This is a genomic window from Prevotella multiformis (genome assembly GCF_018127985.1).
Lineage (GTDB): Bacteria > Bacteroidota > Bacteroidia > Bacteroidales > Bacteroidaceae > Prevotella > Prevotella multiformis.
The window spans coordinates 98,260-123,721 of the sequence record NZ_CP072358.1; the positions used below are offsets into that span (position 1 = coordinate 98,260).

The window sequence follows — 25,462 nt, forward strand, 5'->3', positions numbered from 1 at the left end:
GCAATCTAATTACAATCTGTTAATATTTATGCAAATTTACATCAAATATTCCAAAGTATCAAATACTTATGACAAAAAGTAATTGAAAACGAATGTTTTTAATTCTTCCGACACGTTTTGTTGATATATGTCAACCTTATCGGTCTAATTCTTCAGGTCGAGCTTGATTTCCAGCTCATCCAACTGCTTCTGGTCGATAGACGAAGGAGCCTCCAGCATGACATCGCGTCCGCTGTTGTTCTTCGGGAATGCAATACAGTCGCGGATGGAGTCGAGGCCGGCGAGGATGCTTACGAAACGGTCGAGACCGAAGGCAAGGCCGGCGTGTGGCGGTGCACCGTATTTAAAGGCATTCATCAGGAAGCCGAACTGTGCCTCGGCACGCTCCGGTGTAAAACCGAGAACCTCGAACATCTTTTCCTGTAACTGTGTGTCGTGGATACGGAGTGAACCGCCGCCAACTTCGATACCGTTGCATACGAAGTCGTAGGCCTTGGCACGGACCTGTTCCGGATGTTCGTCCAGCAGGGGGATGTCATCAGGATTCGGCATGGTGAACGGATGGTGGGTGGCCATCAGCCGCTGCTCCTCATCGCTCCACTCGAAAAGTGGGAAATCGACAATCCACAGACATCTGAATACGTTTCTGTCGCGCAGTCCGAGGCGGTTGCCCATCTCCAGACGGAGAGAACAAAGCTGGACGCGTGTCTTGTTGGCGTTGTCGCCGGAAAGAATCAGTACGAGGTCGCCGTCCCTGGCACCCGTCGTCTCCTTTACCTTCTGCAATTGCCCCGGTGTATAGAATTTGTCGATAGAGCTCTTGGCAGTCCCGTCAGTATTGTACTTGATGAACACCAGCCCCTGTGCTCCGACCTGCGGCCGCTTGACGAAGTCGGTCAGCTCGTTGAGCTGCTTGCGGCTGTAGTCCGCACAGCCGGGAACGACGATGCCGCCGATGTAGTCGGCCTCATTGAAGACGGAGAAGGTGCCCGTGCCCTTCAGGTCGTCCATCAGTTCGACAAATTCCATGCCGAAGCGCAGGTCGGGCTTGTCGGAACCGAAGCGTTTCATGGCTTCGTGCCAGGTCATCTGCTCGAGTCTGGGCAGTTCGACACCGCGTATTTCACGGAAGAGATGGCGTGCCATCTCCTCAAACAGATTGATGACATCGTCCTGGTCGACGAATGACATCTCACAGTCGATCTGCGTGAACTCCGGCTGGCGGTCGGCGCGCAGATCTTCGTCGCGGAAGCATTTGGCGATTTGGAAGTATCGGTCGAAGCCGGCGACCATCAGCAGCTGTTTCAGCGTCTGCGGGCTCTGTGGCAGTGCATAGAACTGACCCGGATTCATCCGTGAGGGTACGACGAAGTCGCGCGCGCCTTCCGGAGTAGAACCGATGAGGACAGGTGTCTCCACCTCTATGAACTGCTGTGCGTCAAGGAAGTTGCGGATGAGGATGGTCATGCGGTGACGCAGCTCCAGGTTCTTGCGGACCGCCTCGCGGCGGAGATCCAGATAGCGGTATTTCATGCGGAGGTCGTCGCCGCCGTCCGTATTGTCTTCTATCGTGAACGGAGGTGTCAGGGATGGGCTGAGCACTTTCAGCTCTTTGGCGATGATTTCGATGTCACCTGTCGGAATCTTGCTGTTCTTGCTCTGCCGCTCGCTGACAGTCCCCTTCACCTGAATGCAGTATTCGCGTCCCAGCTTGTTGGCTTCCCCACAGAGTGCGGCGTCATCTGCCTCATTGAAAACCAGCTGCGTAATGCCATAGCGGTCGCGGAGGTCAAGGAAAGTCATGCCTCCCATTTTACGTGAGCGCTGTACCCAGCCGGAAAGGGTCACCTCCTTGCCTGCATCTGAAATGCGCAGCTCTCCACAAGTATTCGTTCTATACATATTATATATGTTGTTTATATTTTATGCAAAGGTACAAACTTTCAGTGAGAAACGTATGTCGCCTTATGAAAATATAAGTCCGTAACGGAAGGAATCTGTCATTGCAGACGACAAAGCGGACAAAATCCGCTGGTTTCTGCTTAATTATTGTGAAAAATTCGTGTAACTATAAACTTTCTGATTACTTTTGCATCATACTTGCAACGGATACAGCATAAACGGATAAAACAACAAGGCGATATGAAAAAGATTCTATTAATGACACTTCTGTCGGTCTTCGGACTGACATTTGCCTCCGCACAGAACCAGGCGGAAATCAAGTTCGACCAGATCAGTTATGACTTCGGGACTTTTTCGGAGAGCAACCCGGTCCATAAGACGACCTTCACGTTCACCAATGTGGGCAAGGCACCCCTGGTCATCAATCAGGTGATTGCAAGCTGCGGATGCACGATTCCCAAGTATGACAAGCGTCCTATCGCTCCCGGACAGAAAGGCAGCATTGATGTGACATATAACGGTACTGGGAAATTCCCGGGACATTTCAAGAAGAGCATCACGGTCCGGACAAACGGAAAGGTAGAGATGACCCGCCTGTACATAGAGGGAGTCATGAACGGGAAGTAAAGTCTCTTGCTACTGGAAACTGCCGCATCGTCGTCGTAGAGGCTTCTGCGAGGCGAGTGACCGATCAATAAATCCCCGGGCGTAGAACTGTCCGGGGATTCTTTTTCGGTTCTTCCGTTCAGTGCGTGGATGCTTTTCGTATAGCTTTAACGGAAAACCGAAGTGATTCATTAAAAAAACTTTGCCAAGACTGTCCAACTGTCTATTCTATTATCATTCTCCGACACAAAACCCTTTTCATTTTAATACGTCGGAAATACAGACAGGGTTTTGAAAAGTCATTACATAATTCCAAACAGATCATCTGCGAATATAAAAAACACGTGCGAAAAGCAGGTTTGTAACCAGCAGCCAGTCAATTGGTTATCAAGTCGTTCATAAAAGGTGCCTGATTGGACTTCAAAAGGGCGTTGGTTACACGCTGAAAGAGCACCTGTTGCAGGTCAATCAGGCATCTTTTAGAAGCCAGAAGAGCATGTGTCAGCTTGGGTTGCATGAAAACAGTTTACAGATACCGATGATATGGGGATAAGTTGTCTGTGGAAGACGGAAAGATATGCTGATGGACAGACTCTCTTGTCTATTTGCCTTCTCCGCATTTTCTCCTCCTTTGTGAGACCATCCGTTTTCGGACAGTCATACCATGCAAGTGCATAAGCCTTTATTCTTTTTCGATCTATAGATCTAACGGAAGGATCTACTCCCCTTTATATGCCATAAAGGGGATACCGCCGGTTGTGGCGGTCACGCTCTGTCATTGCTCGTTTTTGCATACAGGACACAGGGACTCGTCCTTGTCGAATTTCTTATAGTGTTCCTTGCGTTTCGGATTCATCGGAAACCATCCTTTTGCTACTCGCTTCTCCTGTGCCAGCAGTTCGCCGATGCCCCAGAGGAAGGAAGCGCCTGATACGCCGAGCAGTGCCGACCAGAAGATGCTTTCGACAAACAGTGCGCCGGCGCAGCAGACAATCCCGGAGACAAGCCATATCCACCAGGGTTTTGTGCCAAAATAATATTCGGTCTTGATTACCAGGGGGTGACAGAGCCCGATAATCAGGAATGTACAAACGGCAAGAAGGATGCCTTCAAAGTTCAGTTCCATGCTTTTTTTGTTTAATGATGTCTGGTGACCGTCTACGAAGATGTTTCAGAGAGCGGTGGTAGTCTGGATATGTTCCATATTGAATCGTTTGCAAAAATACAAAAAAATATCTTTTTGCGGATGGCTTTCTCAGATTTTTTGATTACATTTGCAAATAGATATAGTCAATAATAAAAACTTAAATTATGGACAGCAACCAGACACTTATCGCCCAGTGCGAAAGCAAGGCAAAGCAGTGGTTGTCTCCGGCTTTTGACAAGGAGACGCGTTCGGCCGTTGAGGCCATGATCAACAATGAGGACAAGACCGACCTCATTGAAAGCTTCTATAAGGACCTGGAATTCGGAACAGGTGGACTTCGCGGCATCATGGGTGCCGGTTCCAACCGCATGAATATCTATACCGTCGGTATGGCGACACAGGGTTTTGCCAATTATCTGAAGATCAATTTCAAGGACAGGGAGCAGATCAGCGTGGTAGTCTGCCACGACTGCCGCAACAATTCCCGGCTGTTTGCGGAGACGGTTGCCAACATCTTCTCTGCCAACGGCATCAAGGTTTACCTCTTTGAGGATCTCCGTCCGACACCGGAGTGCTCTTTCGCCATCCGTTACCTGAAAGCGCAGGCCGGCGTGAATATCACAGCCAGTCATAACCCGCGTGAATACAACGGTTATAAGGCATACTGGGAGGACGGCGCGCAGGTGCTTGCACCACATGACAAGGGCATTATTGACGAGGTGAACAAGGTCAAGGTTGAGGATGTCAAGTTTGACGGGAACAAGTCGCTGATTCAGATCATCGGTGAGGATATTGACAAGCCTTATCTCGACAAGGTAAAGACCATCAGCATTGACCCGGAAGTCATCCGGCACCAGCACGACCTGAAGATCGTCTATACGCCGCTGCACGGTGCAGGGCGCGTCATGATTCCACGCTCACTGGCATTGTGGGGATTTGACAATGTCCACTGTGTAAAGGAACAGATGGTGAAAGACGGCAACTTCCCGACCGTTGACCGCCCTAACCCGGAAATCGCCGAGGCATTGACGCTTGGACTGAGGGATGCGAAGGCGCTGGATGCCGACATCCTGATGGCATCTGATCCTGATGCAGACCGTGTTGGCATGGCCTGCAAGAACAGCGAGGGGAAGTGGGTGCTCATCAATGGAAACCAGACCTGTCTGATCTTCCTGTGGTACATCATCACCAATCGTCAGGCTGTGGGCAAGATGAAGCCGACGGATTTCATTGTCAAGACGATTGTAACAACGGAGGTTATCCGCAAGATCGCAGAAAAGCAGCATGTGGAGATGCGCGACTGCTACACCGGCTTCAAGTGGATCGCCCGTGAGATCGCACTCTCTGAAGGCAGACAGCAGTATATTGGAGGCGGTGAGGAGAGTTATGGCTTCCTCGCAGAGGACTTTGTCCGCGACAAGGATGCGGTGAGCGCATGCTCTCTGTTGGCTGAAATCTGTGCCTACGCCAAGGATCATGGCAAGACCTTGTACGATATTCTGATGGATATCTACCTGGAGTATGGTTATAGCCATGAGTTCACGATCAATGTGGAACGGCCGGGCAAGAGCGGTGCTGACGAGATCCAGCAGATGATGAAGAACTTCCGGTCCGATCCTCCAAAAGAACTTGGCGGCAGCGTGATAGATGTCTACAAGGATTTCCAGACCCTTGAACTGACAAAGGCTGACGGTTCTAAAGAGAAGATGGTGATGCCTGACACGAGCAACGTACTCCAGTGGTTCTGCACGGACGGAACCAAGGTCAGTGTCCGTCCATCGGGTACAGAGCCGAAGATCAAATTCTATCTGGAGATCAAGGACACCATGAAGTCGGCTTCTGACTTCCCGGTATGTGAAAAACGTGCTGCTGAAAAGATCGAAGCTATCAAGAAGAGTCTGGGACTCTAAGAGATTGATATTGTCTGCGGTCTTGCTCCACCGGATAAGATGGGGCAAGACTATGACGCCATAAGAAAAGAGGAGTTCCCGTAACGCTGGGTTATGGGAACTCCTCTTTTCTTATGGTGTGTCATTCTCCTTATGAAGACCGGGGCACCTTATAATATATGCTAAATGTCTTCTTTCTCAGAGGTCTTGGATTCGTTGGGTAAAGTGTCAAATTCCAGTCTGTCACAGTCCTTCTTCTTGGATATGGAAATCGTATCTCCGGCCTTTATATTGCCGGAGAGAATCAGCTCGCATAATCCGTCCTCGATATAGTTCTGGATGGCCCGCTTCAACGGTCGCGCACCGAACTGGACATCATAGCCTTTTGTCGCGACGAAAGTCCTGGCCTCATCGGTTATTTCCATCTTATAACCCAGTTCATGTACACGGTTGAACAGGCCTTTCAGTTCGATATTGATGATCTTCTTGATGGCCTCAAGATCCAATTGGTCGAAGGTGATGATCTCGTCCAGACGGTTCAGGAACTCCGGTGCGAACTGTTTGCTGAGACTCTTCTGTATGATGGAACGGGCACGCTGCTTGTCGTTCTCACTCCGGGAAAGACCGTTCAGACCGGAAGCCTTGAAGCCTACCCCCTGACCGAACTCCTTCAGCTGACGTGTTCCCGCATTTGAGGTCATGATGATGACCGTGTTCCGGAAGTCTATCAGCCTGCCGTTTCCATCGGTCAGTCTTCCTTCGTCAAGAACCTGCAGAAGCATGTTGAATACATTGCCGTGGGCTTTTTCTATCTCATCCAGCAAGACAATGGAGTAGGGGTGACGGCGTACCTTCTCCGTCAGCTGTCCGCCTTCCTCATAACCGACATAGCCCGGAGGCGCACCGACGAGGCGGGACGTATTGAAACTCTCGGTATATTCGCTCATGTCGATCCGTATCAATGCGTCGGCAGAACCGAACATCATCTCTGCCAGCCGTTTGGCAAGATAGGTCTTGCCGACGCCGGTAGGGCCTAAGAACATGAATGCGCCGATGGGGTGGTTGGGGTCTTTCAGTCCCACGCGATTGCGTTGAATGGCCTTTACCATTTTGTCAATGGCGGCATCCTGGGCGATGACCACTTTCTTCAGGTCTGCATCCATATTCTTCAGCCGGACTCCCTCAGCCTCCTGCATGCGCTGTACGGGCACGCCCGTCATCATCGAGACGACAGCGGCAATCTCTGTCCCGCCGATTTCCACCTTGTCATCGGTGTCACCTTTCTGCCATTTCTCCTGCTCATTCTTCAAGGCATTTTCAAGTTCCGTCTGCTTGTCACGGAAGCTGGCTGCCAGTTCAAAGTTCTGATTCTTGACCGCCGCCTGTTTCTTCTCCTGCGTCGTCTCGATCGCCTTCTGGATATCCAGGATCACCTGTGGCACCTTCACGTGCTGTAAATGGACACGCGATCCGGCTTCATCGATAATATCGATTGCCTTGTCCGGGAAGAACCTGTCGGTAATGTATCTGTCTGCATACTTCACACAGGCCTTCAGGGCCTCATCCGTGTAGCTTACATGGTGATGTGCCTCATAGCGGTCCTTGATGTTCTCGAGGATCTGGAGTGTCTCGCCGACCGTTGTCGGTTCGACCTGCACTTTCTGGAAGCGGCGTTCCAAAGCGCCGTCCTTTTCTATGGAGTTGCGGTATTCATCAAGGGTCGTCGCACCGATGCACTGGATGGTTCCCCTTGCCAAGGCCGGTTTCAGGATATTGGCAGCATCCATCGAACCGGGAGATGAGCCGGCACCGATCAGCGTGTGAATCTCGTCAATGAAGATGATGATGTCCGGGTTCTGTTCAATTTCCTTGATCAGGGCACGGATACGCTCTTCAAACTGTCCGCGGTACTTTGTGCCGGCGACTACTGCCGTCAGGTCAAGCGTGATGACACGTTTGTCGAAGAGAATAGGCGACGTAAGATGTCTCACGATCAGCTGTGCCAATCCTTCTACAATTGCGCTCTTGCCGACCCCCGGTTCACCTATCAGAATGGGGTTGTTCTTCTTTCTTCGGCCGAGAATCTCGCAGACACGCATGATTTCCTTCTCTCTCCCCACGACCGGATCCAGTTTCCCTTCAGCGGCAGCCTGGGTCAGATCGGTGCCGAAACTGTCTATCACAGGCGTTTTTGATTTTGTCCGTGAAGCCTGGGCTGTCTTGGCACTGCCGTTTCCGGAGGAGGCAGACGAGGACATCATGTCATCCTCCATTTCATCTTCGTCGGCCATCCCGATCCCGTTTTTCGGCTGGTTGGCACGCTGTTGCAGCATTGAGACCGCATTGTTGTAGTTGACTCCGTTATCCTCCAATACGGTCTTCGCCCCATTGTCTGAGGCATCATGCAGGATGGCAAGGAAGAGGTGGATGAGATCCACCGTCTGTGCATGTTGCAGGCGGGCTTCCAATACTGCGAGTTTCAGAATGTTGTTGGCCTGGTCATTCAGCAGCATATCGGCCACCGGTGTCAGCGGATCGGCCGGCTGTTCCTGTATCTTTCTTTCTATGTCTTTCTTCAAACTGTCAATATCCACCTTCCAGCGGCTGAACAGTTCCCATACCGGTCCCGACTTTTCTCTGAGAATAGCGAGCATGATATGTTCGGGAGCGACCGACCTGCTTGTCAGCCGCTCGGCTTCCTCTCTACTGAATGAAAGAATTTCCGAAACCTTTGGGGAAAATTGATTCATCATATCCTAACCTTTCTTTTCTTTACTTATATATAGGCTTGTACACCCTGCGTCAGCAGGCTTCAATCTACAAAAGATATGCCAAATGACAAAGAATCGGACATACAGGCATGTAAGTCCGATTCACCCTTTTTCTATATCTTTTCACAGAGACTCGTCTGCAGGTCTCTGCAGCCTTCTCTGCAGTCTTGCCGGAGACCGTCTGCACGAATGTCCCTTCTTGCGGAGCCAGGCTGCCTTGCGCTGTTCATAGTCCTCCCGGTGACGCTCCAAGAAGTTATCTGCCATAGAACTTGCTGTATATGACGGAAATCTGAATGTTCTTTCCGCCGGCCGTATTGCCTATGAGCTTGGTGCTGGAGAGCCCCATGTCGTGGGAGACCTTTGTTATCTTTGTCTGTCTGCCGCTCCCTACACCTTGTGTGACCGTCTGCAGTTCGACGGGGACAACAACGACCTTCCCCCATTCCGGCATGGTCCTGTTGCGTGAAAAGAGGTTGACTATCCCCGAGATGTTATTGAATTCGTAGGCGTTCTTTGCACTGTTGTAGGTGGCCAGGAATGAGGTCTTGTTGTCAGGAAGGCGGTTGTTCTTGAAGAACGAATGCAGACTGTCTGCCGGCAGCATGATGACATTCTTGGGGATTCCGAACTGATAGTTGGAGGAAGTATCGTTGTTCTTCCGATAAAGTACGATCTTCGCCGTGTTTATCGAGTCTGTCGAATGTCCTGCCATAATGTCAGCAATCGGGAGTGTCAGCTTGGTGAACAGCCCTGCCGGTGTTTTAAGGTAGGTATGTCCTGTCTCACTCGCAAGCTGACGCAGCCGTGTATTGTCATTGCTGAAGTTCGTTATCTGCAAGACCTCCTCCGTGCTTACAAAGTTGGTTGAAATCTCTGTTATCTTCTTTTTCTCCATGTGCTTGAAGTAGATGTTCAGCTGTGCCATCTGGATGTGTGCCATTGCTCCGTCACCTCCCTCTATCTTGAAATAGAAGCCCGGACAGATTTCGTGCAGGAAGCGGTAGGTGTCGCGGAAAGCCGAAGGATCCGTCAGGTACTTACGGAGCAGATAGGTACCGTAGTTGTTGTATGTCACACCGTTCTTGTCTTTGTAGGCCCCGTTCAGGCGGACATTGATGTTACGTGCATAGCCTTTCTTTTTCCGGATGCTGTCCGTCTCGGTGAAATCCATCAGGGTGAAAGAACGCTTCTCGGCAATCCCGCCCTGTGCAGCGGGCCGGATGTATCCCCGTGCTTCCGGATCAAAGTCGGAAAAGAAGGTCTGTCCCTCCTCTACAGGCTTGGCAAGTTCGTATGCGGTCAGCTTCATCTGGCTGAGTGAATCGCCGTAATAGGAACTGTAATACAGGCGTATGTCACAGGAGTCTGCTATGATCTCGTTGTTTGCATCCCGGCTCATGATAGAGTCTTTCTCGGGCAGTTCAAAATTCTTCAGTACATGGAACTGCGACATCAGGTTGCCCGTAACAGTTGTATGGGTCTCCGGGTCTTCCATTCTTCCCAGATAACCTGTGGACGACCTTGCGATGACCTTCTCTGCCAGCATCGTCTCGGAAGTGACGCTGAAGGTATCTGCCTTTATGGAAAGTCTGTTGCCGTTGTCGGTCAGCGAGCCTCCGAGGGTGTCCGTCGTGTCATCACAGGACACCATACCGAGACAGGCTGCGAACATACAGGCTGCAATGATGTTTCTTCTCATTTAGAATCTGTTGTTGTAAAATATTGAGCGTGTCAGTAATCGCAGGACACTGAACGCATGGGAGGAGGTGGGGAGGCTGATGGAATCAGATCAGCCTGCCGTAGAACTCCGAGTATTTATCCTTTAATTGATCATCGTCGATGGCGTGCTCCAGAAGGGGCTTGTCATTGTCCCGGGCATAGCCGATAAGAGCGGCGTTGGCCTTTTCGCTGGTGCCGATGATGCCGTCCGAATAGTCGATGGCCAGTTTCCCCAGTTCCATGAAGTCGAAATTGTCTCCATATTTCTTCAGGCATTTTGCCTTCGCCTCACGGAACTCCAGGCAGTGCTTGAAGTTCGTGCCCAGGCTGTCTTGGGGCTGCTCTGCAAAAAGCGAGGTGACTACTTTCGAGTTTGCGAACTGCGGCTCATCCTTATAGGCGGTCTTCACGTAGAACGGTATGACGGCCGACATCCACCCCTGACAGTGGATGATGTCCGGCGCCCACCTGAGTTTCTTGACGGTTTCCAACACGCCTCTTGCGAAGAAGATGGCACGCTCGCCGTTGTCCGGGTAATCGTTGCCCAGCTCGTCCTTCGTCATGGCAGGCCGTTTCTGGAAATAGTCTTCATTGTCAATGAAATAAACCTGTATGCGTGTCTGGGGGATGCTTGCCACCTTGATGATCAGCGGGTGGTCGGTATCATCAATAATCAGATTCATACCCGAGAGACGGATCACTTCGTGCAACTGCCCTCTACGCTCGTTGATGTTCCCCCATCTCGGCATGAATGTGCGGATTTCATAACCGGCTTCCTGCATGACATGGGGCATTTCCGATCCATAGTGCGACATCTCTGTCTCAGGCACATACGGCATGATTTCCTGATTGACGAATAATACTTTCTTTCCCATTATTATATTAGAAATTTTATTTTTGCAAAGGTACGAAAAAAAAACGAGATACGTTTCGCTTTCGGGTTAAAACGGATAAAAAGTAGGTTTCATTGAGATTATTTAATTAAATTCTCGTCTATTCAATTATTTTGTTGTTACTTTGCACCCGTAAAATTCTTAGTCACTGATGAAAGTTTTTAAAAAGATTGTTGAACTCCAGAACGAGCTTTTCTCCTGCCGCAAAGAAAACAAGACCGTAGGACTGGTGCCTACGATGGGAGCACTTCACGAAGGGCATGCGTCGCTTGTAAGACGAAGTGTTGAGGAGAACGACGTGACGGTTGTCTCCGTTTTCCTGAATCCGACCCAGTTTAACGACAAGGGCGACCTTGAACGTTATCCGCGGACTTTGGAGGCCGACTGCCAGCTCGCCGAGACGTGCGGAGCCGATTATGTCTTTGCCCCGTCTGTCGAGGAAATCTATCACGAAGGGGACAATCGCCATTTCGAATTCCCCCCTCAGACGACCGGGATGGAGGGTACGAAGCGTCCGGGACATTTCAATGGCGTCTGCCAGATTGTCAGCAGACTGTTCTATATCGTACGTCCGGACAGAGCTTATTTCGGCGAGAAGGACTGGCAGCAGATAGCCGTCATCAAACGTCTTGTCGATTTCATCGGCATGAAGGACACTATCAGGATTGTCGAATGCCCGATAGTACGTGATGCTGACGGACTGGCAAAGAGTTCGCGCAACACGCTGCTGACGGCTGACGAGCGTGCCGTTGCGCCGAAGATATATGAAGCGTTGCAGGCAAGCGTGGAATATGCCAGGACACACAGCGTGGCAGAGACCTGCGACAAGGTGGTTGCCGAAATCAATGCCGTCGAAGGGCTTGAGGTGGAATATTTCGAGATTGTTGACGGCAACACCCTGCTTGAGGTTGCCTCATGGGAGCAGTCGCCCTATGTCGTCGGCTGCATCACGGTCTATTGCGGCAAGACACCTGTCCGGCTGATCGACCATATCAAATACAGAGGATAGTATGCAGATTGAAGTATTGAAGAGCAAGTTGCACTGTGCAACCGTCACGGAGGCGAATCTCCATTATATGGGAAGCATTACCATTGACGAAGACCTGTTGGATGCTGCCAACATGATTGCCGGTGAGAAGGTTCAGATTGTCAACAACAACAACGGAGAACGTTTTGAGACCTACATCATCAAAGGCGAACGGGGCAGCGGGTGCGTCTGCCTCAACGGTGCCGCCGCTCGGAAGGCGGTCGTCGGCGATGTGGTCATCATCATTTCTTATGCCCTGATGGACTTTGAAGAAGCCAAGACGTTCAAACCGACCGTCGTGTTCCCCAAGGAGGGCAACAGGCTTTAGTCCGGACAGGGACTTTCCTGAAAGAAGAAATCCGTGATGCGGAAAACCGGAAGGAGACGCTCCAGAAGGCTGCAAGGACATAACAGTACATATACGAAACAGCCATATCCGGGCATTGAATGCCTTGATATGGCTGTTTTATATTGGGAGGGAATACAGTTTTACATGATGCACAGACCGGACTTTTCAGCCGGTCAGGCTTCCGGCATTTCCCACCGCCTCCCCATCCTCTGAACGGAAAGGAAGTCGATGGGGCGGTGCGTCAATCCAGTGTCTTCAGCTGGTCGGCAACTTCAGCATTGATGCGTTCTGCGAAGGCTTCCATGGTCATGGTCGCCTGCTCGCCACCGCCCTGCTGACGCATTGACACAAGACCTTCGGCAGCTTCTTTCTCGCCCACGATGACCATGTAAGGTACACGCTTCAATTCGTTGTCGCGGATTTTGCGGCCGATTTTCTCGTTGCGGTCGTCCATGATGGAACGCACATCGTGCGCATCAAGGTAAGCCTTGACCTTGAAAGCATAGTCGTTGTATTTCTCCGAGATGGGCAGGATGGCCACCTGGTCAGGTGTCAGCCATAGCGGGAAATGCCCGGCCGTATGCTCGATGAGAACAGCTGTGAAGCGTTCGAGCGAACCGAACGGGGCACGGTGAATCATCACCGGAGTCTTCTTCGAGTTGTCCTCGGCTGTGTATTCGAGCTTGAAGCGGTTAGGCAGGTTGTAATCCACCTGGATGGTCCCCAGCTGCCAGCGGCGTCCGATGGCATCTTTCACCATGAAATCGAGCTTGGGACCGTAGAAGGCGGCCTCGCCCAGCTCTACACGTGCCTTGAGCCCCTTCTCTTCACAGGCCTGCTTGATGGCAGCCTCGCTCTCTTCCCATACCTCGTCAGACCCGATGTACTTCTCTTTGTCATTAGGGTCACGAAGAGAAATCTGAGCCTCATAGTTGTCGAAACCGAAAGTCTTGAACACCTTGAGGATAATGTCGATATTCGTTTCAAACTCTGTCTTTACCTGTTCGGGACGGACGAAGATATGGGCATCGTCCTGCGTGAAGGTACGGACACGGGTCAGACCGTGCAGCTCACCGCTCTTCTCATAACGGAACACTGTACCGAACTCGGCGATACGCAGCGGGAGGTCTTTGTACGAGCGTGGCTTGTAGGCGTACACCTCGCAGTGGTGCGGACAGTTCATCGGCTTGAGCATATACTCCTCGTCCTCCTCCGGTGTGTGGATAGGCTGGAAGGAGTCCTTGCCGTAGTGGGCATAGTGCCCGGAAGTGACGTAGAGGTTCTTGCCGCCGATGCCCGGTGTGATGACCTCCTGATAGTTGTAGGGACGGAGAAGACGGCGCAGCAGATCCTGCAGGCGCAGGCGCAGCTGGGTTCCCTTCGGCAGCCATATCGGCAGCCCCTTGCCCACACGGTCGGAGAACATGAAGAGTTCCATTTCCTTGCCGATCTTCCGGTGGTCGCGTTTCTTGGCCTCCTCGAGCATGACGAGGTATTCGTCAAGCATCTTCTTCTTGGGGAAGGTGATGCCGTAGATACGCGTCATCTGTTCGCGCTTGGCGTCGCCGCGCCAGAAAGCACCGGCCACGCTGGTGATTTTGATGGCTTTGATGGCACCTGTGGAAATAAGGTGCGGACCACGGCAGAGATCAGTGAAATGTCCCTGTGTATATGTCGAGATGGTGCCGTCCTCGAGGTCTTGCTCGATGTGCTCCACCTTGTATTCCTGTCCGTCAGCGGTGAACTCCTTGATGGCATCGGCTTTTGAAACGTCATGGCGGACAACCGGCTCATTCTTCTTGGCGAGTTCGCGCATCTTCTCTTCGATCTTCGGGAAGTCGTTCTCGGAGATGGTCTGACCGTCAGCCGGCATCACATCATAGAAAAAGCCGTTCTCCACAGCCGGGCCGAAGCCGAACTGAATGCCCGGATAGAGTTCCTGCAATGCCTCGGCAAGCAGATGAGCAGAGGTGTGCCAGAAAGTGTGCTTGCCTTCTTCGTCATCGAACTTGTAAAGTGCGATGGTCGCATCTCCGTTGATGGGACGGTTCAGTTCTGTCGTTACGCCATTGACACCGCAAGATACAACGTCACGGGCGAGAGCCGGCGAAATGCTCTCGGCGATTTGATAACCAGTCACCCCCTGTTCGTATTCACGAACGGAGCCGTCTGGGAAAGTGATTTTAACCATACTACAAATTAGTTTTATAAATCAAATGTTGTGGCAAAGGTACTACTTTTAATTTATAAATCATCATTCTTCTGCCCCAAAAAGTTCTACTTCCGAATCCATGTTCTAATATTGAGTGGAGGTTGAGGACGCAAAGCGAACTCTTGCAAAGTCTTAATCCTTGTTTTAATGGAAGATGCTCATTGAGGGTCGTCAAGGACGGAAGCGTGACAATTGAGAAAGGTCTTAATCCTTGTTTTAATGGAAGATACTCATTGAGTGCGATTCTCATGGCACACGTGCAATGACGTCCGTGTCTTAATCCTTGTTTTAATGGAAGATACTCATTGAGCCGATGATAATTAATGGTAAAAAAAACATATGTGAGTCTTAATCCTTGTTTTAATGGAAGATACTCATTGAGAGAAAAAGAAATTCTTTCAGATGAGTATGTGAAGTCTTAATCCTTGTTTTAATGGAAGATACTCATTGAGCTACCATTCCGGCGCCTTGTCGTTCTGAGACCTGATGTCTTAATCCTTGTTTTAATGGAAGATACTCATTGAGTAATCGATATAACCGATATGGGTGCAAACGCGGTCTTAATCCTTGTTTTAATGGAAGATACTCATTGAGAAGATGCAAACTCTTGTTATATCAGAACTAGAGTATGTCTTAATCCTTGTTTTAATGGAAGATACTCATTGAGTGCGATTCTCATGGCACACGTGCAATGACGTCCGTGTCTTAATCCTTGTTTTAATGGAAGATACTCATTGAGCCGATGATAATTAATGGTAAAAAAAACATATGTGAGTCTTAATCCTTGTTTTAATGGAAGATACTCATTGAGAGAAAAAGAAATTCTTTCAGATGAGTATGTGAAGTCTTAATCCTTGTTTTAATGGAAGATACTCATTGAGCTACCATTCCGGCGCCTTGTCGTTCTGAGACCTGATGTCTTAATCCTTGTTTTAATGGAAGATACTCATTGAGTAATCGATATAACCGATATGGGTGCAAACGCGGTCTTAATCCTTGTTTTAATGGAAGATACTCATTGAGGGCAGATTTCAACGGGTCTGCTAACGTGTGTAGAGTCTTAATCCTTGTTTTAATGGAAGATACTCATTGAGTTCTGTCGACGAAGCTGTAACACTGCAGAATCAAGAGTCTTAATCCTTGTTTTAATGGAAGATACTCATTGAGCAGATAAATGACTCCGTAGACTTAAAGAACTACCGTCTTAATCCTTGTTTTAATGGAAGATACTCATTGAGTTTCCTATTGAAGGTGGTAAGCATATTGGCTATAATGTCTTAATCCTTGTTTTAATGGAAGATACTCATTGAGTGAAAACGGTACGTTGGAGTTTGGCTCGTTGTCTTAATCCTTGTTTTAATGGAAGATACTCATTGAGTCAAGCGAAGAATGCAAAGCCGTTTTCTTTAAACGAGTCTTAATCCTTGTTTTAATGGAAGATACTCATTGAGGAGTTCTAAAAACAGAAATCCTCGTAACCGTTAAGTCTTAATCCTTGTTTTAATGGAAGATACTCATTGAGGTGGCGAAACGGTCGTTAACAATGGGAGCAGAGAGTAGTCTTAATCCTTGTTTTAATGGAAGATACTCATTGAGCGTGTCCAAAGAGTTCTACCAACTCTCTTTGTGTCTTAATCCTTGTTTTAATGGAAGATACTCATTGAGACCTATTAAGGTTGAGAATCAGGATGCCCGAAAGTCTTAATCCTTGTTTTAATGGAAGATACTCATTGAGGTATCTTCAGTAGAGATACCCGATACGTTGGCGGGTCTTAATCCTTGTTTTAATGGAAGATACTCATTGAGGAATAACTGGAATGTATAGTCAGCTACTAAATTAGGTGTCTTAATCCTTGTTTTAATGGAAGATACTCATTGAGGATTAAGCAGGTTCCGAAGGATGAGAATCCTATGGTCTTAATCCTTGTTTTAATGGAAGATACTCATTGAGTTAAAGGAGTTCAATGATTTGGTAGCCTCTAAGAGTCTTAATCCTTGTTTTAATGGAAGATACTCATTGAGCTTCGTTCTTAAACAGTCTATATCATGACTGTAAGTCTTAATCCTTGTTTTAATGGAAGATACTCATTGAGATCGCAAATAACTTTTCAGAGAAAACTTTCGCAGGTCTTAATCCTTGTTTTAATGGAAGATACTCATTGAGTCAATAAGTAATAATTAAAAGTATCTTTTGGCAAGTCTTAATCCTTGTTTTAATGGAAGATACTCATTGAGTTATAATAAGACTTATCTTGCCGAACACCCTGAATTGGTCTTAATCCTTGTTTTAATGGAAGATACTCATTGAGTTGGTGAAGTTCACGCCTGTGCGGAAGAAGTCGTCCGGTCTTAATCCTTGTTTTAATGGAAGATACTCATTGAGAGTAAAGACTTGTATTCCTTTATATGCCGCAGCCCCATGCGTGTAAGACTTAAAAATGCTTGATGAATTAGGAGAAATTAACCATATTTTAAGCGGGTGCAAAGGTACGAAAAATTGTGCAGAAAGTCAAAGATCGATGCGTTAAATATTCTTTATGGAGGAAGCATCGCTGATGTTTTCCCTCATGGGGAGGGCATTCTCGCTGCCGTCTTCAGAAGAACAATGTGTTGCGCGAACGGATGATGACATCTATGCTGATGTCTTCACCGATGATCTGCATTGCCCGGATCTGATCGCTGGAGACAGGACAGACGATGATGCTGTCGTGGTTGTCGTAAAGCGACTGCACCTCGGCAAGGTTGCTTTTAATTTCATCGTAGACGGTCTTGTCGAGGTCGGCAAGGAAGATGGAACGCTGGATGCGTGTGCATCCTTTCCGTTCCAGATATTTTGCGATATGATAGCGTACCTTGTCGCTCTCTATATCATACATGACGAAGAATAGCATATTGGTTGCCGGTCTTACGGGTCTGTTTACGATTCCCATGAGAAAATCCACACGTTCCTGCAGTGTCGGCAGACAGCTGAAGTCGCCGGTCCGTCGGTTGATGACGGGCGATTTCTGCACACCGGCTCTGCTGAGCTTGCGCAAGATTTCTATGTAGGGGATAGCTTTTCGCATGGACTCTCGGGATGATTCGACTATCTGTTTTGCGGGAAATGTCCGTTTTTTTGAACCTTTACGGTACTGCCTGTTTTCCGACCGGGGGTTGTCTGCCTTCCAATCAATGCCTGTTTGCCTTCTTACTGATGCCCTTCCGGCCTGCAACTAACGCCCTTTTGCAATGCAACTGAGCGTCTTTTCAACAGCCCCTTTCAGACTTTCTGCAAGTACCTGTAAATGTGTTTTTTAGAGTTGAGGCCGACAACGTTCCTCCAGAGGATTTGACAGATCCGGCACTCCTCTCCGTGAGCCGGAGACACGGCCGTTCTGTCTGTTATTTTTACTTCTCCAGAAAATTGCCGACCAGTCCGGCGAGCAGTTCGTTCAGTTCCCCGTTGGTTCCGAGGCGCGGCGAGACGACGATGCTGAACCCCCGCTTTCCATAGAAGAGATTTATCTCGGCCTCCTTCTGTCCCAGCCGTGCCCGTATTTTCTTGGCGTATTGAATGTTGATGATTTCCGTCACCTGCAGTCCGGTCGCCTCTATGAAGCATTTCAGATCGGCAATGATTTCGTTGAGCCGTTCGGGCACGTAGGCCGGGGTCGGATCGTCCTGCGGCCGTGTGTTGGGGTTGAGCTGCCGGCGGATGCGTGCCAGCACCTCCTTGTCCGGGTCCTTCGGACGGGATGCCTGCCCGTCATCGCTTTTGTGTGTCACCTTGTCGTGCTCGTCCTGTTCGTGCTTCATCTTGAAGACGGTATCGGGGTCGGCCTCGTCGATATATGCCTTCATGTCGACAGGGATGGCATCAGGGTTGTAGTAGGCATCGGGGTCGATGCTGACAAAACACGCTCTTGCCACATCCGAGGTTCTGCCGTCAGTTACCTGTGTCAGGTTATGGCGCATGGCGAAGGTAGCCGCAAAGGCCTTGTAGAAGATGGAATACAGGCCTGCATCGTAGCACCTTTCCTTGAGCCGGAACATCACCTTCAGACCGTCTTCGCTCGGTGAGGCGAAGCACATCATCACCTGTTCGTCGCGGATGATGTCCTCCCGTACCGTCTTCAGCGACAGCCGCTTGGCAGACAGATGGTCGAAGTCGAGGATGAAGCTCTCGGTATAGGCGAAGTTTTCTTTCCGCCGGAAAGCAGGATTGAACTGTCCGCAGACAAAGTAGGGAAGTCGCCGTTTCAGCTGGGCGTAGCCTTTGGCATCCATGCTGTATACGATGCGCAGCTGCCGGACGGCGGCGGCGATGGCAGGCTTGGGATTGCGCAGACTGTTGTAAAGATATGCTTCCTGCACTTTCCGCAGTTCGTCTGCCGTTGATTGTATGTTTGTTCCGAATAGTAGCATAGGGAAGAGGTTTAGGAGTTGAAGGAGTTAGGGGGGATGGAGTTTATGAGTAAAAAAGTCCGGTGATGCAAACCTGTGTTTTTACCGTTTTACTTTTTACTATCTTACCTTTTTACTGTTTTACTTTCCTCTTTGAACTTCTGTGCGAGCGACTGCACGTAGAGAGTGAGCTGGGTGAGGCGCGAGCGTGTGGTGCCTTTCACGGTGACAACCTCGTCCATGTAATCGTTGAGCGACTGGATGAGTACACGCCGTCCGAGTGCTTCGAGCCAGTAGGAACCGTCTTCGCGGACGGAATAGAATTCTTCAGTGATGACGTTCTGTGCAAGGAGGGTATAGACGACGTAGTCTACCCATATACGGTACATCTCGATGACATCGTAGACGAGTACCGGGCGATTGTAGTCGTCCCGGTGCAGCACCCCGATATAGGGGTCGACGCCCGCCTTGATGAGCGCTCCCTCAATCCTGCCGTAGAGGATTCCGTAGCCATAGTTGAGAAAGGCGTTCGCCACGTCGAGCGCAGGATGCTGCGACCGGGCGTTGAAACGGAACTGCTCCGGGAGGAAGGCATTGATGGTGCTGAAGTAGATGCGTGAAGCCTGCCCCTCCCATCCGCGGAGCATGGGAGCGATGTCGTTGACGATGTCGCCGTCGAGGACACGGATCTTGTTGCGGTAGTCTTCCAGCCGGGCGACGTTCTTCTCCGTGGGTTCGTCCGTGTGGTCGCTCGTGTCGAAGAGCAACATCAGTGCCTGCTGGTTTTCAATCTTCCTGAGCAGGAGCTCCTTGATCCAGTCTACGGCGCGGTGGGAATAGACGAAGTTCAGCTGCCCTTTCCTGATGGTGGAGATGCTGCCGTACTTCGGACTCCATATCCGTCCGATAGGTTTCCCTGTCCGGTCCATGAACATGACTTCTATCTCGTGTTCCACGGCCAGCATCACGGCATCACTCGTGATCTGTGCGCCGCGGCTGATCTGTATGCTGTCTATGCCGACGGCAGGTATGCGCTGTTTTCCGTCGGACGTGCTGATGACGAATCCCTCGTTATCGCGGTTGAGGGAGACACCGTAAGTGTTGAGTATCAGTTCCATAAAGTCTTGGTTCGTTTTTTTGTTTTATCCATCCGGATCCGCCGGGGGTTGATGCCTGCACCAGCCGGAGGCCGTTTTCACGCCAGACCGGGGGCTTCCGTATTCTAATATTCTCTGAACCGGACGAAGGAGAACTGAGCCAGTTTCCGGTCGCCGTCCAGTTCTTCCACGATTCGTTCTGAGGTTGAGGCTACACAGCACACACCCGCCTCCTTGAGCTGACGGGCGGCATGATAGCAGAAGGTCATCTCACCCATGACGTGTACCGTAAGCCCCCTCGCAGGGTAGTGCTTCAGGATGTCGTCGACACAGTCCGTCGCCATTGCCTGCACATCCCCGGCAGAAAGCTCCGGACTGATGTCCGGGAAAGGCATCTCCTCCAGTCCGCCGTATTCCTTTGCCGCAGCAAGCTGTGCGGATGACCATGTGGAGAGGGGATGGTTAGAGAGGTTGAGGAATGTAAAGACAGGCCGGGCAGTCTGGCGAGAATTCCCGGAAAGGACAATGCCGTTTACTTTTTCGATTCTTTCTCCGATCTTACTGATAATTCCCTCTGCCTTCATGGGATTGTTACGGAAGCCCGCATGGTTGAAATCATTTCTTATGTCGGTAGCAACCATGAAACTACTGGAAAGCTCTGCGACGAGAGGGAGGCTGATAAGTTTTCTTACCTCGTTAAGTGCTTCGTCCTCTTTGCCGAATGGGGGGAGTTTCCAGCTGTCTTCTGCCTGCTGTTTCCTGTTTGCGACAATATGAAAGGCGGCATTGACAAGGGATCTGGCATTCTTGTCGGTTATAGACAGTCCTGAAAGTTGACAGATATAGGTGACTATCGTCTCCTGTAAGATGGTGATAGCCTGCTGGTACATCTGATTGTCATAGCACCATTTTGCCGCACATAATCCGTTGGTGATGTCGGCCTCGTCTGCAAAGTCTGAAAATGATTGTTCTATTTTATCGACAACCGGTATCAAAGGCCTTATGATGTCTTCAGACAGTTCGCTGATTATTTTCCTCAGACCGGAGATGTCGTTGTCCTGTGTGATGGAAAGTCCACGACACATCTGGAGGTTATTGGTTATTGTCTGCAGTGACTTGGAAAATGTCTTCAGGTTTTTAGCCTGTTCGTCCCGTCCCTGTGTCTCACTTAAGATGGGTCCGTAGACCTGTGTGGTGAGGTGTACCAGATGTTCGCTATGGCCGTTGCGCAGGAAGTCGGCAGCGGCGAATGTCCAGTCCTGCAGCACTGTCAGGGGCAGGAGGTCGACGATGGGTGACCCCTCCTCGTTCCGTGCTTCGTAATTTCCATAGGATATATGTGCGATGTGTACGTTCTTCAGAAACTTCGCATAATTGCCGAGGACAAGGACGAGCATGGGAAGATAGCGGAAGCTGTGGGTGAGATCGAAGTAAAGTTCGTCCCCCTCCTGTATTTGAGAGAAGATAGTCTGGAATATCTTCCACATCTCGTTTTCGTCTTTTCCATTGAGTATAGGGACCGGATGGATTTTCGGCAGTAATTCCATCTGTTGGAGAAGGGTGTTTAGCCCCTCGTAGGGAATCATTTCATCTGAATGCGGGCTTTTACGTGATGTCGCATTCCAATTGAGTTCCTGTGCCTTTTCGGTGAGCAGTATGCAGACCTCGTCGTTTTCCGTCCAGGTTTCCTTGCAACCGATCAGTTCGAGTGTCGCCTGCTGGATGAATCTTGTTTCAGACGATCTGAACGGGCCTTGTGTATAGACTCCTTTTTCGTATAATCCTGTACCGAGTACGGATATGAACAGTTTTCGTGCCATAAATGTTTTTATTTGATGATGGTTGTCAGGGTATTAAGATACTCTTTGAGCAGGTCGATCATCCTCATGGGTTTCTTGTCTGTTTCAAGTGAATGGGCAAGACTGTTCCTGACGCTGTTGGCTTTGCGGAAGATGTCTGTAAGCCCGGCATCAATCTTCCACGAGCTGGTGTTCTTCCGTAAAGCTTTCTTTGCTTCTTCCCTTGTTTCGTAGTCTTCCCATGGCTTATGGTTTATCTCGCAGGCATAAGTGATGATACTCTCAATGACAGAGATGTATGCAGCCGTGTAGTTACAATGCTCACACTGCCATTTTGCCAGCCGGAGCTGGAAGAGGGCATGTGAACTGATGTCGCCGAACTGTTCGATGAATGTGTTGATGATAGGAGTGATGATGAGACCCGGTATCAATGACCGGTATTTCGTATTCCTGATGGCTTTCAGGTTTTTCACCTCTTTCTGCAGCAATCCTAAGTGATTCAGGTTCATTAGATTGGAAAAACGGCGGAGGCGTTCGCTGACGCTTTTGTTCTCGCTTTCAATCAGATCGGCAATCTGATAGGCATTGCCATAGTTCTCGAAGGCATAGGCTCCCGTAATCCATCTGCTGATGTCGAGCATGCTGCCGAGTTCTGTCACAGGGGTATAACCGAGTTCTTTCGACACTTCTATCATGCCATAGTAGACGTGTGATATGCGTATGTCCTTGCGGCTGACTGTCTGAAGATAAATGAGGAGATTCATCAGCAGGATGGGGAGCGAACGGAAGGAATGAGTTATGTCGACGACCAGTTCGTCCCTTTCGTTCAGTTCTTCTTCAATAGCCAGAACGGTATTGATGTTTTCCTGGATTTCTTCATCTGTGATGCCGTATTTGATCAAGATAATCTGAGCATCCTTTCCGATGGACCGCTCGATGAGTTTTTTGTACGGGATGTCCAGAGAGGATGAATGCCCGGCTTTATTGCAGTGCTCGAGGATTTCAAAGTACTTGTCTTCATCAAGCTGCTTCCCGTCCTTTTCGGTAAAGTATCTGTAGACTTCTTCCCACATAGAATGGACTGTGCCAATCAGTATTATCTTGTCGATATTGCTGTGCTCGGCAAGTGCGGCGGCGACAAAGGTGTGTTCTTTTATATCACCGTTGTTGAAACGATACCTGGCGGTACGGTATTGACGTTCGCTGCAGGAAGGAGCATTGTTGCCTGTATCTGGTTTCAGTGCACCTGTTCCGAGAAATGATATAAGTATTTTCGACATAGAACCTTATTGTTTAAGATAGTCTTTTATGTTATCGGCATTTATCTCTATCCCCAGGATTTTCGAGGCTTCTTTCCATTTGAATTTCCTCTGGTCGGCTTTCTTTGCATTCACATATAACTCTGCAAGGGCGGCCGCACCTGTTTTCTGTTCTGTTTCCGTGAGTGCGGTTCTTCCGTTGTCGTATGCTGCGCACCACTTCTTCCATTTCCTCATGCGTCCATCCCAAACACCATAAGAGGTGAGGGAGGTGAGGAGGCGGGCAATACCGGTAAGGAAATCCTGTCTGTCTTTGTTGGCTAGAATCGCATCCTCTAGTGTCGTCCGTCTGGTAGTCCATTCCGTCTTCAATTCATAGTAGAAGTCTCTTCGTTCCCTATTCTTTTCCTTTTCATATTTCTCTTGAAGTTCCTCTTTTAGCTCATGGAAGTTCTGGAGAGCCTCTTGCGGAGGCATTGAAAGGAGTTTATCAAAGCGTCTGTTGTAGGATTCGCGTATCTCAGCATTCTCTGCATCTATCATGGGTCTGTATATTTCTTCACCACGTGCGTATAACGACTTTAGGTGGATATTTGCTGTCAGAATCTGTCGGGCTGGAGGGAGATATTCATGTGCATTTTTTGCTTTCACAAATTCGTTGCTCCCTTTCATGTCCATTGTCATGTATTCGAATGAACTGCCTTGAACATTCTTGGAAGCCATCGCCAAAAGCGTCACGACCTGTCCTGACGTGCCCCAGGGTGTAAGCTGCCCGGAGACAGAAAGGGTAGTAAGTTCTTTTGTCATGGCATATTCAAAACAGGCCATGTAGTATTCCAGATCATTATTCTTGTTGTCACAGTCGAGTTCGATGTGGAAACTCGTCTTGCCGAATCCGTAGGGTTTCCCCTGTCCCAGACTGTGATAACAGTCCGGGGTTCCATGGTATGTAAGCGCAGAAAGCAATGCACCGAGTTCGACTGGGCGTAAGTTGTGGAATGTGATACGACTATGGAAAGCAGCACCGGCTTTGACAGGATGGATGACCGTGTTCATCTTCTCTTGATCCATCGCATTCCGCCATGTATGTTCACGGATATAATAACGCTTCCATCCTGCCGGTGTCCCATCATTGTAAGTGCTGTATTCTGTGACAATTCCATTTTTCCCATTTTGCCGGATATAAATAGGGTAGTAGGAGGCCTTGGGCGAGTTGAGCACTAAGGTGACATCTTCATCGGGCTGCGCATCCTCCGAAAAGGCGTTGCCGAACTGCACTCTCCCTTTCAGGCTCTTATCCTTGGACGTGTATCCGAAGATACATTGTGCGAGGTCGATTCCATTCTGCCGGTGTGCTTTAGGAAGTGCCTCATAGGGTGTCCGTTCATAGGGCAGCTTGTAAAGGTAAGCCATGCCGAAATCCTTTATCCCTGTCTCCTCAATCCTGAAAAACACGGGAACTCCCTGTGAAGTCTCAATCGCCTTCTTGATTCGTTTCCACTCGTCTGAGCCCTGATAGATAAATTTGTAGTGTTCGAAGGTCTCTTTTGAAAGGTCATATACTGTTTGCTTCTTTGTATCATCATAATCAGCAAAAACGAACTCATAATACTTTCCTTTCGGTGTAGTCTTTTCAGAAGTTCCTTTTTCTTCTTTGCTTACCCGTTCTGTCCAGCGATCCGGTTGCCCTGTCAGCACGATGGTTCCTGTAATGTTTCCTGTTTCCGACACGAATACCCTTCGAGAGCTGTTCTTCGTACAGTTTTCTTTGTCAATTTCAAAGGACAGATTGTCAGTAGGGACACCCGCCTCGTTCATGAGATGATATTTGAATGCAGCAGTCTTGGGGTCGTAACCGGCTATTTTCTCGTTCAAGTTTAATTTGTGTTTCTCGGAGAAATAACTTTCCATAATATTTCTTCCGATGTATTCATCAAGACGCTTATGACTGATACGGTAGGGCTTTCCACAGTCTCTGATCTCGTAGTTTTCCCCTTTCCGCCTCAGCCAGCCACAATGAATCGCATCTGGAGTGGATTTGATGGGATAAAGACCGCTCTTCCCCATCTCTCGCTGTGCGAATAGCATTCTTCGGTCTACATCCAACTTGGAGAAACTCAATATCTCCAGTATATTACGTACCTCTCCCTTGATGGATGTCCCCGGGATGAAATAGCGGTCTGCAATATTTGAAAAGCTCTTATAGACAGCATTCTTGTCATCGGCATCCTGCTTTGTGTGTCCGTTACGGACAAATGTCGGCGTATGGGTCGTTATGGCCAGATGAATGACTCCGCAGATACCATCTGAAAAGGGTATGTCGTGGGATATTTGTCCGCTCCAGTCAGGGAAATATACATTGTTAGAGACGGGGATAAAGTTAAATGGTGATTTTATGTAAGTCAT

Annotated in this window: 17 protein-coding genes and 1 CRISPR repeat array; of the genes, 4 read left to right on the plus strand and 13 right to left on the minus strand. The window is 49.3% G+C overall.

Annotated features, from left to right (window positions below):
* Nucleotides 1-144: 144 nt before the first annotated feature.
* Complete coding sequence (aspS, locus tag J4864_RS06825; RefSeq protein WP_211815057.1) at nucleotides 145-1,902, minus strand: aspartate--tRNA ligase; 1,758 nt, start codon at nucleotides 1,900-1,902, stop codon at nucleotides 145-147.
* A gap of 240 nt (nucleotides 1,903-2,142) precedes the next feature.
* Between aspS and J4864_RS06830 the strand changes: the two genes are divergently transcribed.
* Nucleotides 2,143-2,529, plus strand: a complete 387-nt coding sequence (locus J4864_RS06830) for a DUF1573 domain-containing protein (protein WP_211815058.1) — start codon at nucleotides 2,143-2,145, stop codon at nucleotides 2,527-2,529.
* Between the two features lie 754 nt (nucleotides 2,530-3,283).
* Here J4864_RS06830 and J4864_RS06835 read toward each other — a convergent pair.
* Complete coding sequence (locus J4864_RS06835) at nucleotides 3,284-3,634, minus strand: DUF4491 family protein (RefSeq protein ID WP_211815059.1); 351 nt, start codon at nucleotides 3,632-3,634, stop codon at nucleotides 3,284-3,286.
* 185 nt (nucleotides 3,635-3,819) lie between these two features.
* Here J4864_RS06835 and J4864_RS06840 point away from each other — a divergent pair, with 185 nt between their 5' ends.
* The gene (locus tag J4864_RS06840) at nucleotides 3,820-5,565 is read left to right on the plus strand and encodes a phospho-sugar mutase (protein ID WP_211815060.1); all 1,746 of its coding nucleotides are present in this window, start codon (nucleotides 3,820-3,822) and stop codon (nucleotides 5,563-5,565) included.
* 161 nt (nucleotides 5,566-5,726) lie between these two features.
* Here J4864_RS06840 and J4864_RS06845 read toward each other — a convergent pair whose 3' ends face one another.
* The 4 genes from J4864_RS06845 to J4864_RS06855 all read right to left on the minus strand — a co-directional run bounded on the left by J4864_RS06845 (nucleotide 5,727) and on the right by J4864_RS06855 (nucleotide 10,912).
* On the minus strand, nucleotides 5,727-8,297 hold the full coding sequence (locus tag J4864_RS06845; protein ID WP_211815061.1) for an ATP-dependent Clp protease ATP-binding subunit: 2,571 nt from the start codon (nucleotides 8,295-8,297) through the stop codon (nucleotides 5,727-5,729).
* 141 nt (nucleotides 8,298-8,438) lie between these two features.
* On the minus strand, nucleotides 8,439-8,582 hold the full coding sequence (locus J4864_RS11800; RefSeq protein WP_246479497.1) for a dehydrogenase: 144 nt from the start codon (nucleotides 8,580-8,582) through the stop codon (nucleotides 8,439-8,441).
* Nucleotides 8,572-10,017 carry a DUF4270 domain-containing protein gene (locus J4864_RS06850; RefSeq protein ID WP_211815062.1) on the minus strand — a complete coding sequence of 482 codons (1,446 nt, stop codon included), beginning with the start codon at nucleotides 10,015-10,017 and terminating at the stop codon, nucleotides 8,572-8,574. The genes J4864_RS11800 and J4864_RS06850 overlap by 11 nt, the downstream gene beginning before the upstream one ends.
* Nucleotides 10,018-10,102: 85 nt before the next feature.
* On the minus strand, nucleotides 10,103-10,912 hold the full coding sequence (locus J4864_RS06855; protein WP_211815063.1) for a glycogen/starch synthase: 810 nt from the start codon (nucleotides 10,910-10,912) through the stop codon (nucleotides 10,103-10,105).
* A gap of 169 nt (nucleotides 10,913-11,081) precedes the next feature.
* On the opposite strand from J4864_RS06855, the gene panC reads away from it, so the two are divergent.
* On the plus strand, nucleotides 11,082-11,939 hold the full coding sequence (gene panC, locus J4864_RS06860; RefSeq protein WP_211815064.1) for a pantoate--beta-alanine ligase: 858 nt from the start codon (nucleotides 11,082-11,084) through the stop codon (nucleotides 11,937-11,939).
* 1 nt (nucleotide 11,940) lies between these two features.
* Entirely contained in the window at nucleotides 11,941-12,285 is a 345-nt protein-coding gene (gene panD / locus J4864_RS06865; protein ID WP_004354715.1) for an aspartate 1-decarboxylase, read from the plus strand.
* 262 nt (nucleotides 12,286-12,547) lie between these two features.
* Here the strand turns inward: panD and thrS are convergent, their stop codons facing one another.
* The 7 genes from thrS to J4864_RS06900 all read right to left on the minus strand — a co-directional run bounded on the left by thrS (nucleotide 12,548) and on the right by J4864_RS06900 (nucleotide 25,462).
* Nucleotides 12,548-14,497, minus strand: coding sequence for a threonine--tRNA ligase (gene thrS, locus J4864_RS06870; RefSeq protein ID WP_211815065.1), 1,950 nt, complete (start codon nucleotides 14,495-14,497; stop codon nucleotides 12,548-12,550).
* A gap of 150 nt (nucleotides 14,498-14,647) precedes the next feature.
* Nucleotides 14,648-16,901: direct repeats of the CRISPR family, unit length 37 nt; unit sequence GTCTTAATCCTTGTTTTAATGGAAGATACTCATTGAG.
* A gap of 211 nt (nucleotides 16,902-17,112) precedes the next feature.
* A complete protein-coding gene (cas2, locus tag J4864_RS06875; protein WP_211815066.1) occupies nucleotides 17,113-17,583 on the minus strand; it encodes a CRISPR-associated endonuclease Cas2 in 471 nt (156 codons plus the stop codon).
* Nucleotides 17,584-17,905: 322 nt separating this feature from the next.
* The gene (locus J4864_RS06880) at nucleotides 17,906-18,922 is read right to left on the minus strand and encodes a CRISPR-associated primase-polymerase type B (protein WP_211815067.1); all 1,017 of its coding nucleotides are present in this window, start codon (nucleotides 18,920-18,922) and stop codon (nucleotides 17,906-17,908) included.
* 104 nt (nucleotides 18,923-19,026) lie between these two features.
* A complete protein-coding gene (gene cas1 / locus J4864_RS06885; protein WP_211815068.1) occupies nucleotides 19,027-20,019 on the minus strand; it encodes a CRISPR-associated endonuclease Cas1 in 993 nt (330 codons plus the stop codon).
* Nucleotides 20,020-20,123: 104 nt separating this feature from the next.
* Nucleotides 20,124-21,818, minus strand: coding sequence for a TIGR02221 family CRISPR-associated protein (gene csx2 / locus J4864_RS06890; protein WP_211815069.1), 1,695 nt, complete (start codon nucleotides 21,816-21,818; stop codon nucleotides 20,124-20,126).
* Between the two features lie 8 nt (nucleotides 21,819-21,826).
* Nucleotides 21,827-23,077 (minus strand): TIGR02221 family CRISPR-associated protein, encoded by a 1,251-nt coding sequence (gene csx2, locus J4864_RS06895; protein WP_211815070.1) that lies wholly within the window; start codon nucleotides 23,075-23,077, stop codon nucleotides 21,827-21,829.
* A gap of 6 nt (nucleotides 23,078-23,083) precedes the next feature.
* A complete protein-coding gene (locus J4864_RS06900; protein WP_211815071.1) occupies nucleotides 23,084-25,462 on the minus strand; it encodes a TIGR03986 family type III CRISPR-associated RAMP protein in 2,379 nt (792 codons plus the stop codon).